This window comes from Aeromonas sp. 1805, assembly GCF_013085525.1.
Lineage (GTDB): Bacteria > Pseudomonadota > Gammaproteobacteria > Enterobacterales > Aeromonadaceae > Aeromonas > Aeromonas hydrophila.
The window spans coordinates 488413-501457 of the sequence record NZ_CP038515.1 but is presented as its reverse complement, the minus strand read 5'-3'; the positions used below and the strand labels follow the sequence as shown (position 1 = coordinate 501457).

The following is a 13045-nucleotide window of genomic DNA, read 5'->3' as shown; positions in this document are numbered from 1 at the left end:
TCAGGCGGCTTCCGACTTCTCGCGGATCAGCTTGTCCACCACGCCCGGATCCGCCAGGGTGGAGATATCCCCCAGGCTGTCGGTCTCGCCGGTGGCAATCTTGCGCGGAAATATGGTGCGCATGATCAAGCCGCTTCTGACTTCTCGCGGATAAGCTTGTCCACGACCCCGGGATCCGCCAGGGTGGAGATATCCCCCAGGCTGTCGGTCTCGCCGGTGGCGATCTTGCGCAATATACGGCGCATGATCTTGCCGGAGCGGGTCTTGGGCAGCCCCTCGGCCCAGTGGATCACGTCCGGGGTGGCGATGGCGCCGATCTCCTTGCGGACCCACTCCTTCACCTCTTTATGCAGCTCCCGGCTCGGCTCCTCGCCGGCGATCAGGGTGACATAGGCATAGATGCCCTGACCCTTGATCTCGTGTGGCACGCCCACCACCGCCGCTTCGGCGATCTTGGGATGGGAGACCAGCGCGGATTCGATCTCGGCGGTGCCCATGCGGTGACCGGAGACGTTCAGTACATCATCCACCCGCCCGGTGATCCAGTAGTAGCCATCCTCGTCGCGACGGGCACCGTCGCCGGTGAAGTAGCGGCCGGGGAAGGTGGAGAAGTAGGTCTGCTCGAAGCGTTCGTGATCGCCGAACACGGTGCGCATCTGGCCCGGCCAGGAGTCGGTGATCACCAGGTTGCCCTCGGTGGCCCCCTCCAGCGGCTCGCCCATGTTGTCCACCAGCGCCGGCTGCACGCCGAAGAAGGGACGGGTAGCCGAGCCTGGCTTGAGATCGGTGACGCCGGGCAGCGGGCTGATGAGGATGCCGCCGGTCTCGGTCTGCCACCAGGTATCGACGATGGGGCAGCGCTCCTCGCCGATGGTGCGGTAGTACCACTCCCAGGCTTCCGGGTTGATGGGCTCGCCCACCGAGCCCATGATGCGCAGGCTCGAACGGGAGGTGCCGGCTACCGCCTCGTTGCCCTTGGCCATCAGCGCGCGGATGGCGGTAGGGGCGGTATACAGAATGCTGACCTGGTGCTTGTCCACCACCTGGCTCATGCGGTTGGTGGCCGGGTAGTTGGGCACCCCTTCGAACATGATGGTGGTGGCGCCGTTGGCAAGCGGCCCGTAGACCAGATAGGAGTGGCCGGTGACCCAACCCACGTCGGCGGTACACCAGTAGATGTCCTCTTCGTGGTAGTCGAAGATGTACTTGAAGGTGAGGGTGGCATAGACCAGATAGCCGCCGGTGGTGTGCAGCACTCCCTTGGGTTTGCCGGTGGAGCCGGAGGTGTAGAGGATGAAGAGCGGATCTTCGGCCCCCATCGCCTCGGGCGGGCAGTCGGTGCTGACGGTGGCGACGGCGTCGTGCCACCAGATGTCCCTGTGGTTGTGCCAGGCGATGTTGCCGCCGGTACGCTTGAGCACGATCACCTTGTTGACCTTGGTCTCCGGGTTGGTGAGCGCTTCATCCACGTTCTTCTTGAGCGGCACCGGGCGGCCGCCGCGCAGCCCTTCATCGGCGGTGATGACGATGGAAGAGCCGGAGTCGATGATGCGACCGGCCAGGGCTTCCGGCGAGAAACCGCCGAACACGATGCTGTGCACCGCACCGATGCGGGTACAGGCCAGCATGGCGATGGCGGCTTCCGGCACCATGGGCATGTAGAGGCAGACCACGTCGCCGCGATGCACTCCCTGCGCCTTCAAGACGTTGGCAAACTTGCACACCTCGGTGTGCAGCTCGCGGTAGGTGAGCTTGCGATCTTCGGCCGGGTTGTCCCCTTCCCAGATGATGGCGACCTTGTCGCCGCGCTGGGCCAGATGGCGGTCCAGACAGTTGGCAGAGACGTTGAGCAGGCCGTCTTCATACCATTTGATGGAGACGTGGCCCGGATCATAGGAGGTGTTCTTGACCCTGGTGTAGGGCTTCATCCAGTCGAGGATCTTGCCCTGCTCGCCCCAGAAGGCATCCGGATCCTGCACCGAGGCCCGGTACATGGCTTCATAGCCTGCCTTGTCCAGCAGGGCGCCGTTGCTGATGTGGGCTTTGACCGGGTAGACCTTGCTCTCGCTCATGTGTCACTCCTTTGAATACATTCTTGTAATGATTAGGTAACAACTTATACCTTTGGCGGGGGAGGGCAATTAGACTTTTGGATAGATGGCAACATCCGCTTACAGTCGAGTCGATGACAATTCATCGCTGATTGGGTAAAACGTCGTTTTATCGACGGAGATAGTCCCATGTTGACCCTGCTATTGTGCTCCTCCCTCTGGCAGTTCGAGGCCCCGCAGGCCGCCGATGAGGCTGCATTGGCCGCCCCCCATGCCAACGGCCTTGCGCTGACACCGGCACAGCCCGCTTCGCCATCCCTGCGGGACCACATCAGCGGTCAGTTGAGCGAGGCCTGGTTGGCGCGCAAGCCGTCGGTGTCCGTCACCCTCGAAGAGAAAAAATCCTCCTATCCGCAGGACTCGTTGCTGGAAGAGTCACGCCGGCAGCAGGACGAAGGGTGGGATGCTAGGCTGACTTTCAACTGATGAGCGTCACCTGCGCCGCTGGCGCGGTGCGGATCCCGGCGCACCGCTAGCACCAGGCGCCCTTGCGCGAGCCCAGTTGCTCCGCCAGATGGGGCTCGGCCAGCGGATGGCTGAACAGATAGCCCTGCCCCTCCTGGCAGTGCAGGGATTGCAAAAACTGGCGCTGGGCCTGGGTCTCAATCCCTTCGGCGGTGACCACCATGCCCAGGCTGTCAGCCAGATTGATGATGGTGCGGCACAGCTCCCGGCTGTGCTTGTCATCGGGTAGTGCCTGCACGAAGGTGCGGTCAATCTTGATGCGATCGATGGGCAGGCTCTTGAGCAGGCTCAGGGAGGAGAAGCCGGTACCGAAGTCGTCGATGGCGATCTGTACCCCCAGCGCTTTCAGGCGTCTGAACAGCTGCAGGCTCTGATCGACCCGCTGGATGATGCTCTCGGTGACCTCTATCTCCAGCTTCTCTGGCGGAAAGCCGGTCTCGGCCAGGATGGCGGCGACCCGCTCCACGTAACCTGCCGAGCGCATCTCCCGCACCGACACATTGATCGACAGCCTGGGGACCGCCAGCCCGGCGGCCAGCCACGCCTGTCCCTGCCGGCAGGCGGTACGCATGACCCATTCGCCGATCTGTTCGATGAGCCCGCACTCCTCGGCCACCGGGATGAAGCGGGTGGGCCCTATCATCCCCTCGCTGGGGTGCTGCCAGCGCAGCAGGGCCTCCAGCCCGCTCATGCGGTTGCTGGCGAGCTCCGTCATGGGTTGATAGAGGACGCAGAGCTGATGCTGCTCGATGGCCTTGAACAGCCCCTGCTCCATGCTCATTCGCTCCCGGGTCTGCTCGGTCATGTCCGGGGTATAGAACAGATAGCCGTTGCGGCCCCGGTTCTTGGCCTCGTACATGGCACTGTCGGCGGCGCTGACCAGGGTATCCGGACTGGTGGCGTGTTCCGGATAGAGGGCGATGCCGATGCTGGCGGAGACGGACACCCGCTCGTGATCGAGTTCGACCGGCTCGCGCAGGCAGGCCAGCAGTTGCTCGGCGAGTCGCTCCAGCTCCTGTGGCCGTTCAAAGAAGGGGATCAGCACCAGGAATTCATCGCCACCGAGCCGGGCGGCCACGTCGTTGTGGCGCAGGACGCGGCGGATCCGCTCGGCCAGCAGCTTGAGCAGCTCATCGCCGGCGCGATGGCCCAGGGTGTCGTTGATCAGCTTGAAACCGTCCAGATCGATGAACAGCAGGGCCAGTTGCTGGTGGTTGAGCTGGGCGGTCTTGAGTTCTAGCTCCAGCCGCTCCTGCAGCAGGTTGCGGTTGCCGAGCTCGGTCAGGGGATCGTGATAGGCGAGGTGGTTGAGCTGTGCTTCGGCCTTGCGAATGGCGCTGATGTCGGAGAAGGCGATGACGTAGTTGGTGGTGTTGTGGCGGCTGTCGTGCACGGCGCTGACATGCTGCCAGGAGGTAAAGTAGCCGCCATCCTTGCGCAGACACATCATCTCGCCATGCCAAGCGTGACTGCCGGGCAGCAGGGTATGCCAGGGATAATCGATGTCGGTGTGGCGGCGCGGGTGCATGATGGCCTCCGGCGACTTGCCCACGATCTCCGCCTCTTCATATTGAGTCATGCTGGAAAAGGCCGGATTGACCGAGATGATCTGGCGCTGGCCATCCATGATGATGATGCCTTCGGCGGCGGTCTCGAACACCACGTTGGCCTGGCGCAGCTTGTCCTCCTGGTTGCAGCGACTGGTGGCATCGTGGATCACCCCGGTGATGCGCCGCCCCTGATGGTCGGTGGCCGCCACGTGATCGGCGTGAATGTCGACCCAGCCCCGCAACTGATCCGGCCCGAGATAGCCGAGGGTGAGGTGAATGGGGGCCGTGCCGTTGATCGCCGCCCTGAACTGCTCGCCAGAGAGCGGATCGAAGCGCTTGATGAACTGCTCCATCCCCCCCTGAAACTGGCTGGCTGTGGTGCCGAGCAGGCGCTCGACCTGGCCGTCAAACTGCAGCCTGTCCTCCGTTACATGCCACTCCCACACCCCGATCTGGCCGGCACTCATGGCCAGTTGCAGCCGCTGCTGCGCTTCGACCTGCTCGGTGACGTCCCGCACTATGGTGAGGATGCGGTCGGGCACCCCCTGTTCGTCCAGCATGGGGCTGTAAATGGCCTGCCAGTGGCGCTGCCGACCCTGATGGGCTGCGGTATGGCCGCTCAGGTTCAGCTCGACCCGGGGAACGCCGCTGCTGATGATCTGCTGGAACAGGGGTTCCAGCACCGGAGCCAGCGTGGGGACGATTTCACGCAGGTATCTGCCGTAGTGCTCTTCTCGGGAGAGGCCGTTGAGATCGGCCAGGGTCTGGTTGACGCTGCGGCAGCGAAAGTGGCGGTCAAACACGCCTATGCCAAACGGGGCCAGTTCGAACAGCTGCTGCAGCTCGTTCATGTTCAATTGCCCCGCCAGCGGTGGATCCGGCATGGCATTGAAAGTCTCTTCGCCCATCGCGCGCTCCTGAATTGACTTCTTTGTCATTTAAGCTGCTGTCAGTATGGCATGAAGCATTCTGGAGGGAAGAGAGGGGGCGTCATTCGCCCCCTTTTTACGGTGTTACCAGCTGAAGTGATAACTCAGGGTCAGGTTGATCATCGGTTGCCAGTCGTGCTCCTTGATGAGCCACTGCTTGGCGCCGAACTCGGTGCCAAGGCGCCACTGCTGCCAGCGCCAGCTGCGTTCCAGCGTGACTCCCCAGTCCCGCAGGCCCTCGTCTGCCCCATAGGCGGCCATGTGGGCCTGACTGCCCCGGGTCAGCCAGAGGTTGAGGGAGATCTCGGCCGGCAGCGGCAGGCTGTGCTCCATGTACCAGAGCTGGCCATAACGGCCGCTGACGTCATAGAGCTGGCCCAGGGTGAGCTGGTGATCGTCGTCCAGTTGCCAGCCGAGGCGCCAGAAGGCGCTGAAGCGGTTGCGATCGACCACCTGCATGGGCGCGACGCCGACGGCGAAGAAGCTCTTTTTGTAGAGCGGCAAGGCCAGCCCGGCGCTCTGGCCATCGGCGAAGAGCAGACCGACCTGGGTTTCCCGCTCATAGGCGAGCCAGAACTGCATGCTGGCATCGGCGCGGACCCCCGCCTGATTGCTGCCGAGCTGCCACTGACCGCCCAGCTGCCACTGGTTGTCCGGCTCTTTGGCCGACAGGGGCAGGGTCAGGAACAGCAGCAGTGGCAGCCAGCACTTATTTGCCATAGAGCCGCGCCCAGTCCCGGTCCTGATGCATGCCCATCAGGTGGCAGATGATGCCGGAGCGCTGGAAGGCGTAGATGAGCAGCACGCTGGTGGCGCTGAGCGCCATGATGAGGCCGAAGTTGTTGGGCAAGATGGTGCCCTGACGGGCGGTCCACCACAGCAAGAGCGGGCCCCACAGGTGCACGAAGATGCTCTTGTGGAAGATGAAGACGGTCAGCGAGTACATGCCTATCCAGTTGAGCGGGCGCCAGCACAGCCGGATGTTGCGCTGATGCAGCCAGAGCACGGCCCCGATCACCAGAAACTCCATGCCCCAGATGCCGGCGCGGCCGACCATGTCCATCGCCAGTTCGTGTTCGTTGGCGTAGATGTCGCTGAGCTCGACCGTGCTGGTCTCGCCGAACATGAGATAGACGGCCAGCGCCACCAACGAGAGCGTCAGCACCAGGGCGTTGAGGCGATCCCGCCATTGGGGCCGCTGATGCCAGCACCAGCCATAGAGGAAGCCGAAGCAGCCGCTGGCCATGAAGAGGTCGAGGCGGGCATCCAGCTCGTAGTCGGGGTGCACGTGCAGCTTCATCCAGCCATCGATGTGACCGAGCAGATCCTGCACGCCGAGCTGATCCAGCTGCAGGCTGAGCAGGGTCAGCAGCAGCATGCCGCGAATGCCGAACCAGGCGTAGACCAGCGAGAAGAGCGCCAGCAGGCACATCCACAGCATCACCGGGTAGAACGAGATGGCCTCGCCGAAGTTGGGGGCGATCACCAGCCCTTCCACATAGAGCACCAGAATGATGCTGGCGAACAGCACCAGCTTGCCGCCCAGCTGCGGTCTGAAACTGGCCTGATCGCGGCGACTGAGATTGAAGGCGGCCAGTGCCAGGTAGATCTGGCTGACCCAGGGAATGAGCCAGGCCGAGACCTGGGCCGTGGTGTGATCCATGGGCAGCAGCTGGCCGGCCATCGCCTTGTGCGACAGATAGAAGCTGTCCCACAGGGCGTGTTCCCGGTTGAAGAAGTCGATGTACCAGTAGTTGAGGTAGCCGGTGTAGTGCTCGAAGACGGCCATGAAGATGACGAGCCCTCGCAACAGGTCGAGACCCGTGATGCGTGCATCCTGTGGAGGCATGCTGATGCTCCTGCATTGGTTGGAAAAGGAGCGGCACTATAACGGTTGTGGCGAAACTGAACGGGAGCTGAATGTAAGCGAATGTTACCAGCAATTGAGGGTCTGCCCTTGTGACAAGGGCGGATGGGCGGATCGGGCTGTCATGATTTGTAATAGTTTTGGCGGTTTATCAGCCTTTCTGGCGGCCGAAGGCCTGGATGCCGCGCACCAGCACCAGCAGGCCGAGCCCGTGAAACGGCAGCGCCAGGGCAAGCAGCAGCAGCCAGTGGGCCTCGCTGCCGCTGCTGTTGATGAAGTCGACCCAGGCGGCCAGCAGGGCCAGCATGCCCGCTATCTGGAAGCGGCGGCGCAGCACTACCTCCACCCCGAGATTGGCGAGGTAGAGGGTCAGCAGGATGCCGGCGAAACCGGTGAGCTGGGCAGTGCCGTAGAGGACGCGGTCCGGGTTGAACAGCAGGGTCACGAGGGGGGTAAGGCCCTGATCCTGCGGGATCAGGGCCAGCAGCCAGCAGGCGATCAGCAGCAGGGCCGTCTTCATGTCGAACTCAGTCGGCGGCTGGCGCCGGTTTGACCAGGCTGAGGTAGTTGGCATCCATGGTGAGGAAGACCCCCAGCAGGCGGGCGCTGGCGCCGTAGAAGCCAAACGGATCGGCGGCGCGGCAGGCGCGCTCGAAATGCGGGAACCAGGCCAGCAGATGGCCGTGCAGCAAGGCCTCCTGCTCGCCGAGCCACTGTTCGCGCAGATCGGCGCTGGCGGCTTCGGCGGCGCGAATGATGAGATTGCCCATCAGATCCAGTTCAACCCCCAGATGATCGACCGGTTGTTGGTATTTGGCGCTGACATCGATATTGAGCCGGCTCAGCCGCGCCTGCATGCGCTCTAGCGCAGCGGCGTCCTGGTGGGCGGATTCATGGGGAGAGACGGCGTCGTTGGCCAGGAACAGCTCATGGAAGTCGCCGGCCAGCGCGTTGGCCCGCTCGGGGCGCACCAGCAGGCGGGCGATGGCGTCATTGAGCTCGGCCACGGCCGGGCGCATCGGATCGAGCGTGGAGAGGCTCTTCAGGAAGCTTCGCACATCATAGCTGTCGTATTCGGCGATCTGTTCGTCGCTGAGCTGGGCGGTAAACAGGGTGGCAAACCACCAGTAAAGTTCGGCCCGACGTTCGCTAGTGGCCAGAAATTCCTGCATTTTTCCTCCGTGGATGGCAAGCGGGAAGCAGACTGAGCCCGATTCTAACGGCTTTGGCAGAAAAGTTAACCCATAGGTGACAATCCGCCGAACAAGTCGGGAAAAACGCCGCCAGAGGCGGCCTTTTCAGGGCATGTCGGCGACGGTGTCAGGCGGTGGGGCGAGTCTCGAACTGCGGCAGCTCATCGGAGATCTCGTGCCAGGGAGCCTTGGATCCGACGAAAATGTGAAAGCCGGGTCGCTGGCTCGGCGCCGTATCGAGAATGCCGAGGCGCAGATTCAGCTTGCCGCTGCTGCGCTTCTCGCTGAACAGGCTGGAGCCGCAGTGGCGGCAGAAGGCGAGGCTGGTCTCGGGGGATTTCTGGAAGCGGCTGATGGCCTCCTCTCCTCGGGTGATGGTGACGAGTGCACCATCCAGGCCGCCCACCGGGGCGTAATCGGCGCCGGAAAATTTGCGGCACTCGGAACAGTGGCAGTTGCCCAGATAGTCGAAGCGGTCGGGCAGGCTCAGGGCGACGGCGCCGCACAGGCAGCTGGCGGTCAATGATGTCATCTTGCGGATCCTTGGCTGATGGGTCAGAGCTCCTCGCGATAGAGCGTCTTCTTGCAGCGGGTGCAGATATGCTGGCGCCGGAAATCGGTCTGGTGCACCAGGCCCACATCCAGTTGTTGATGGTGGCCGCAATGAATGCAGAAGATGATGTCGCCATCGATGGCTTCCGGGTGCGCTGCCAGATACTGCTCGCGGGTGGGCAGTTGATCCCACTGCGTGACAAAGGGACTCTTGCGAGTGCCGGTATAGTAGATCCAATAGAACAGCGCGAATACCGAAATAATCAGAAACAGCATCAGGTTATCCAGCATGGCTTACTCCCGTGTGGTCTGCGGTGCAAAGAGGCAAGGGGGTGACGTGAGCAGCAGTTGACCGGATGCGATGAGAGGGCCCTTCTGTTGCCAGTCGCGTCGTTGTTGCGCATGCCGGACAACCGCTGTGCCAGCTAAAGATGTTATCTGTTAGTAAATGCTATATCCATGATCTGGCTCTGGTTTTGGCAGTTAGGCCAGTCCGGGCCAGGTCATGATGCCCGAGAGGTGACAGGGGATGGCACGGCTGGCGTGGGTGTCGGGCGATGACGGGCCAGCCGATTGGGGGCCATGGTCATTGTGAATTTCGCGACACATTTTACATTTTTTAAACAAATTTTTGGGTGGTTGGACTGTCTCTTTGATCCAGCTCACGTTACAATGCGCCTGCCCACTTCACCTATCGCGCAAACGATTTTCAGGAGAGAAACGGATGTTGAAACGTGACATGACCATTGCCGGCTATGATCCAGAGCTGTGGCAGGCCATCACAGACGAGACCCGTCGTCAGGAAGAGCATATCGAGCTGATTGCGTCCGAGAACTACACCAGCCCCCGTGTCATGGAAGCCCAGGGCTCCCAGCTGACCAACAAGTACGCCGAGGGTTACCCCTCCAAGCGTTACTACGGTGGTTGCGAGTATGTGGATGTGGTTGAAACCCTGGCTATCGAGCGCGCCAAAGAGCTGTTCGGTGCCACCTACGCCAACGTGCAGCCGCACTCCGGCTCCCAGGCCAACAGCGCTGTCTACATGGCCCTGCTGCAGCCGGGCGACACCGTGCTGGGCATGAACCTGGCCCACGGCGGTCACCTGACCCACGGCTCCCCGGTCAACTTCTCCGGCAAGCTGTACAACATCATCCCCTACGGCATCGACGAGTCCGGCAAGATCGACTACGACGACATGGAACGTCAGGCGGTCGAACACAAGCCGAAGATGATGATCGGTGGTTTCTCCGCCTACTCCGGCATCGTCGACTGGGCTCGCATGCGCGAAATCGCCGACAAGGTCGGTGCCTGGCTGTTCGTCGACATGGCTCACGTGGCAGGCCTCATCGCCGCTGGCGTCTACCCGAACCCGGTGCCCCACGCTCACGTGGTTACCTCCACTACCCACAAGACTCTGGCTGGTCCGCGCGGTGGTCTGATCCTCTCCGCCGCCGACGACGAGGAGCTCTACAAGAAGCTCAACTCCGCCGTCTTCCCGGGTGGTCAGGGTGGTCCGCTGATGCACGTCATCGCCGGTAAAGCGGTGGCTTTCAAAGAGGCGCTGGAACCCGAGTTCAAGACCTATCAGGCTCAGGTCGTGAAAAACGCCAAGGCGATGGCTGCGACCTTCATCGAGCGCGGCTACAAGATCGTCTCCGGCGGTACCGACAACCACCTGATGCTGGTTGACCTGATCGGCCGTGAGCTGACCGGCAAAGAGGCCGATGCGGCCCTTGGCAAAGCCAACATCACCGTCAACAAGAACTCCGTGCCCAACGACCCGCGCTCCCCGTTCGTCACCTCCGGTGTGCGGATCGGTACCCCGGCCATCACCCGCCGTGGTTTCAAGGAAGCCGAGTCTATCCAGCTGACCAACTGGATCTGTGACGTGCTGGACAACCACGACAACGATGCCGTGCTGGCCACCGTACGTGAACAGGTGCTGGACATCTGCCGTCGTTTCCCGGTGTATGCCTGATAAGGGCTCTCACCCGGTTTGAGACCAATGCCACCCACGGGTGGCATTGTTTTTTTGTAGCGTTTGGCAACACAGGAGGGCCTGATGACGCTGAACGGTGAAGAGCATAGCGGGCGAGGCAATCTGACCATGGCCAGCGAACAGCAAGAGCTGGCACTGGAGGCGGCGCTCAGGCAGGCGATCCGCGCCCAGTACCACTTTCGCGCCAGCGAACAGGGGCAGCTGGCCTGGGATGTGCGCCGGCTGGTGCGACTGAGCCGCGATCTGCCGGTGCTGGCGGTGGCGCTCGGCGAGATTGCCGAGCTCGATCAGGTGCACTGGTACGGCCATGACGCCGCCCGCCCCACGGTGCGCAGCGTGGTGGAGCACTGCCAGTTGATGATGGCGGCCGATCTCGCCTATCCCATCCTGCTGGACAGCGCCGGCCGGGTGATGGATGGCATGCACCGGGTGGGCAAGGCGTTGCTGCTGGGTCACAGCCATATCGAGGCGCGTCGCTTTGCTGTGGATCCTGAACCCGATTATCAGGGCTGCGACCCCGATACCCTGCCTTATGACGACTGAGCAAGGGGCCGCCTGGGTGTATGCCATTCCTTGTTTCCACGGGCTTTTACCGGCTCCGGATGGCCGTGCTACACTGGCCGGCCTAGAGCCAGCCCCCGGGGCCGGCGCCCTTTTCCGTCAACGCCGGAGGTCCGATGCATTGCCCTTTCTGTAGTGCGGTAGATACCAAGGTGATCGATTCCCGTCTGGTGGCCGAAGGCCATCAGGTGCGCCGCCGTCGCGAATGCCTGCTCTGCCACGAGCGCTTCACCACCTTCGAGATGGCCGAGCTGGTGATGCCCCGCGTCATCAAATCCAACGGCTCGCGCGAGCCATTCAACGAAGACAAGCTGCGGGCCGGCATCTTGCGGGCGCTGGAGAAGCGGCCGGTGAGCATGGAGGCCATCGAAAAGGCGGTCAACCACATCAAGTCCCGCCTGCGCGCCACCGGCGAGCGCGAAGTCGCCTCCCAGCTGGTGGGCAACCTGGTGATGGACGAGCTCAAGAGCCTGGACAAGGTGGCCTATATCCGCTTTGCCTCCGTTTATCGCAGCTTTGAAGATATTCGCGAGTTCGGCGAAGAGATCGCCAAGCTGGAGAAGTAAGTCTTTCTTCCAAACTCGGTTGCCGCGTTCGATTACGCTGCGCTAATCGAACCGACGATATTGCGTAAGCCTGGATGTGCTGTCAGAGGAGCCCAGATGTTTAGTCAAGACGATTACCAATGGATGAGCCGGGCCCTCGAACTGGCCCGCCGCGGCCGTTACACCACGGCCCCCAACCCTTGCGTCGGCGCCGTGCTGGTGAAGGCCGGCGTGGTGGTGGGAGAGGGCTGGCACCAGCGCGCGGGCGAGCCCCATGCCGAGGTCTATGCCCTGCATGCCGCCGGTGACAACGCCCGCGGCGCCACCGCCTACGTGACCCTGGAACCCTGCTCCCATCACGGTCGCACCCCGCCCTGCGCCGAGGCGCTGATCAAGGCCGGGGTGACCCGTGTGGTCGCCGCCATGGTGGATCCCAACCCTCAGGTGGGCGGACGCGGCCTGCGCATGCTCTCCGAGGCCGGCATCAAAACCGATTTCGGCCTGCTGGCAAGCGAAGCCGAGGCGCTAAACCCGGGCTTTTTCAAGCGGATGCGCACCGCGTTTCCACAGGTGACGGTCAAGCTTGGCGCCAGCCTGGATGGCCGCACCGCCATGGCGAGCGGTGAGAGCCAGTGGATCACCTCCCCGGAGGCGCGTCGCGACGTGCAGCGGCAGCGGGCTCGCCACGATGCGGTGTTCTCCAGCGCCGAGACGGTGCTGGCGGATAACGCCTCCCTTACCGTGCGCTGGGACGAGCTGCCTACCTCGGTCAAGGCCGTCTATCCCAAAGAGACCCTGCGCCAGCCGCTGCGGGTCATCGTCGATTCGCAAAACCGGCTCTCCCCGGATCTGCCGCTGTTCCAGAGCGAGGGCCCGGTGCTGCTGGCTCGCCACAAGGCATCCGGTGAGTGGCCCGCCTGGGTGCAGCAGTTGGAAGTGCCGCTGCTGGACGGCAAGCTGGATCTGGTTAGCCTGTTCATGCTGCTGGCCAAGCAGAACGTCAACTCTGTGCTGGTGGAGGCGGGGCCGCAGCTGTGCGGCGCCCTGCTGGACAAGGGGCTGGTAGACGAGCTGGTGCTCTATCAGGCGCCCAAACTGATGGGGGATGAAGGGCGCGGCCTGTTCCACCTGCCGGGGCTGACCCGGCTGTTCCAGGCGCCCAAGCTCAACATCAAGGATGTGCGCATGGTGGGGCCGGATATCCGCATTACGGCCAGACTGGCCTGATTTATCAATGTTAAAGGGGGCGGTGCCGCCCCCGTCATCAGCAAGG

14 protein-coding genes are annotated in these 13045 nt (G+C 62.9%); 5 read left to right on the top strand and 9 right to left on the bottom strand.

All coding sequences use genetic code 11. The features are described 5' to 3' along the window. A complete protein-coding gene (locus E5E96_RS22730; RefSeq protein WP_256042660.1) occupies nt 1-123 on the bottom strand; it encodes a hypothetical protein in 123 nt (40 codons plus the stop codon). Nucleotides 124-125: 2 nt separating this feature from the next. Beyond that, complete coding sequence (acs, locus tag E5E96_RS02240; protein WP_029299275.1) at nt 126-2072, bottom strand: acetate--CoA ligase; 1947 nt, start codon at nt 2070-2072, stop codon at nt 126-128. Nucleotides 2073-2240: 168 nt separating this feature from the next. On the opposite strand from acs, the gene E5E96_RS02235 reads away from it, so the two are divergent. Beyond that, on the top strand, nt 2241-2537 hold the full coding sequence (locus E5E96_RS02235) for a hypothetical protein (RefSeq protein ID WP_049048219.1): 297 nt from the start codon (nt 2241-2243) through the stop codon (nt 2535-2537). A gap of 46 nt (nt 2538-2583) precedes the next feature. Here E5E96_RS02235 and E5E96_RS02230 read toward each other — a convergent pair whose 3' ends face one another. From E5E96_RS02230 to E5E96_RS02200, 7 genes are all read right to left on the bottom strand, one after another. Beyond that, nucleotides 2584-5034: an EAL domain-containing protein gene (locus tag E5E96_RS02230; RefSeq protein WP_171281469.1), complete on the bottom strand. Its 2451-nt coding sequence runs from the start codon at nt 5032-5034 to the stop codon at nt 2584-2586. Between the two features lie 105 nt (nt 5035-5139). Continuing rightward, a complete protein-coding gene (locus tag E5E96_RS02225; RefSeq protein WP_171281468.1) occupies nt 5140-5775 on the bottom strand; it encodes a hypothetical protein in 636 nt (211 codons plus the stop codon). Further along, complete coding sequence (locus tag E5E96_RS02220) at nt 5765-6904, bottom strand: hypothetical protein (RefSeq protein ID WP_171281467.1); 1140 nt, start codon at nt 6902-6904, stop codon at nt 5765-5767. Before E5E96_RS02220 ends, E5E96_RS02225 begins: the two co-directional genes overlap by 11 nt. Before the next feature lie 169 nt (nt 6905-7073). Continuing rightward, nucleotides 7074-7442 carry a hypothetical protein gene (locus tag E5E96_RS02215; RefSeq protein WP_045528329.1) on the bottom strand — a complete coding sequence of 123 codons (369 nt, stop codon included), beginning with the start codon at nt 7440-7442 and terminating at the stop codon, nt 7074-7076. A gap of 7 nt (nt 7443-7449) precedes the next feature. Further along, nucleotides 7450-8094: a molecular chaperone TorD gene (torD, locus tag E5E96_RS02210; protein WP_017409304.1), complete on the bottom strand. Its 645-nt coding sequence runs from the start codon at nt 8092-8094 to the stop codon at nt 7450-7452. 148 nt (nt 8095-8242) lie between these two features. After that, nucleotides 8243-8647 carry a GFA family protein gene (locus E5E96_RS02205; protein WP_171281466.1) on the bottom strand — a complete coding sequence of 135 codons (405 nt, stop codon included), beginning with the start codon at nt 8645-8647 and terminating at the stop codon, nt 8243-8245. A 23-nt stretch (nt 8648-8670) separates the two neighbouring features. Next, the gene (locus E5E96_RS02200) at nt 8671-8958 is read right to left on the bottom strand and encodes a hypothetical protein (protein WP_017409302.1); all 288 of its coding nucleotides are present in this window, start codon (nt 8956-8958) and stop codon (nt 8671-8673) included. 433 nt (nt 8959-9391) lie between these two features. Here E5E96_RS02200 and glyA point away from each other — a divergent pair, with 433 nt between their 5' ends. The 4 genes from glyA to ribD all read left to right on the top strand — a co-directional run bounded on the left by glyA (nt 9392) and on the right by ribD (nt 12999). After that, the gene (gene glyA, locus E5E96_RS02195; protein WP_011707102.1) at nt 9392-10645 is read left to right on the top strand and encodes a serine hydroxymethyltransferase; all 1254 of its coding nucleotides are present in this window, start codon (nt 9392-9394) and stop codon (nt 10643-10645) included. Nucleotides 10646-10774: 129 nt separating this feature from the next. Then, nucleotides 10775-11209, top strand: a complete 435-nt coding sequence (locus E5E96_RS02190) for a hypothetical protein (protein WP_253264724.1) — start codon at nt 10775-10777, stop codon at nt 11207-11209. A 134-nt stretch (nt 11210-11343) separates the two neighbouring features. After that, on the top strand, nt 11344-11793 hold the full coding sequence (gene nrdR / locus E5E96_RS02185) for a transcriptional regulator NrdR (protein ID WP_010675395.1): 450 nt from the start codon (nt 11344-11346) through the stop codon (nt 11791-11793). A gap of 96 nt (nt 11794-11889) precedes the next feature. Continuing rightward, the gene (gene ribD, locus E5E96_RS02180) at nt 11890-12999 is read left to right on the top strand and encodes a bifunctional diaminohydroxyphosphoribosylaminopyrimidine deaminase/5-amino-6-(5-phosphoribosylamino)uracil reductase RibD (protein WP_171281464.1); all 1110 of its coding nucleotides are present in this window, start codon (nt 11890-11892) and stop codon (nt 12997-12999) included. Nucleotides 13000-13045: the final 46 nt, after the last annotated feature.

What these genes read in the sequence shown, in the direction of transcription:
- E5E96_RS02230 (WP_171281469.1), bottom strand. Translation starts at nt 5,034, where the DNA reads ATGGGCGAAGAGACTTTCAATGCCATGCCGGATCCACCGCTGGCGGGG.
- ribD (WP_171281464.1), top strand. Translation starts at nt 11,890, where the DNA reads ATGTTTAGTCAAGACGATTACCAATGGATGAGCCGGGCCCTCGAACTG.
- E5E96_RS02235 (WP_049048219.1), top strand. Translation starts at nt 2,241, where the DNA reads ATGTTGACCCTGCTATTGTGCTCCTCCCTCTGGCAGTTCGAGGCCCCG.
- glyA (WP_011707102.1), top strand. Translation starts at nt 9,392, where the DNA reads ATGTTGAAACGTGACATGACCATTGCCGGCTATGATCCAGAGCTGTGG.
- E5E96_RS22730 (WP_256042660.1), bottom strand. Translation starts at nt 123, where the DNA reads ATGCGCACCATATTTCCGCGCAAGATTGCCACCGGCGAGACCGACAGC.
- E5E96_RS02190 (WP_253264724.1), top strand. Translation starts at nt 10,775, where the DNA reads ATGGCCAGCGAACAGCAAGAGCTGGCACTGGAGGCGGCGCTCAGGCAG.
- E5E96_RS02220 (WP_171281467.1), bottom strand. Translation starts at nt 6,904, where the DNA reads ATGCCTCCACAGGATGCACGCATCACGGGTCTCGACCTGTTGCGAGGG.
- E5E96_RS02205 (WP_171281466.1), bottom strand. Translation starts at nt 8,647, where the DNA reads ATGACATCATTGACCGCCAGCTGCCTGTGCGGCGCCGTCGCCCTGAGC.
- nrdR (WP_010675395.1), top strand. Translation starts at nt 11,344, where the DNA reads ATGCATTGCCCTTTCTGTAGTGCGGTAGATACCAAGGTGATCGATTCC.
- torD (WP_017409304.1), bottom strand. Translation starts at nt 8,094, where the DNA reads ATGCAGGAATTTCTGGCCACTAGCGAACGTCGGGCCGAACTTTACTGG.
- E5E96_RS02225 (WP_171281468.1), bottom strand. Translation starts at nt 5,775, where the DNA reads ATGGCAAATAAGTGCTGGCTGCCACTGCTGCTGTTCCTGACCCTGCCC.
- E5E96_RS02200 (WP_017409302.1), bottom strand. Translation starts at nt 8,958, where the DNA reads ATGCTGGATAACCTGATGCTGTTTCTGATTATTTCGGTATTCGCGCTG.
- E5E96_RS02215 (WP_045528329.1), bottom strand. Translation starts at nt 7,442, where the DNA reads ATGAAGACGGCCCTGCTGCTGATCGCCTGCTGGCTGCTGGCCCTGATC.
- acs (WP_029299275.1), bottom strand. Translation starts at nt 2,072, where the DNA reads ATGAGCGAGAGCAAGGTCTACCCGGTCAAAGCCCACATCAGCAACGGC.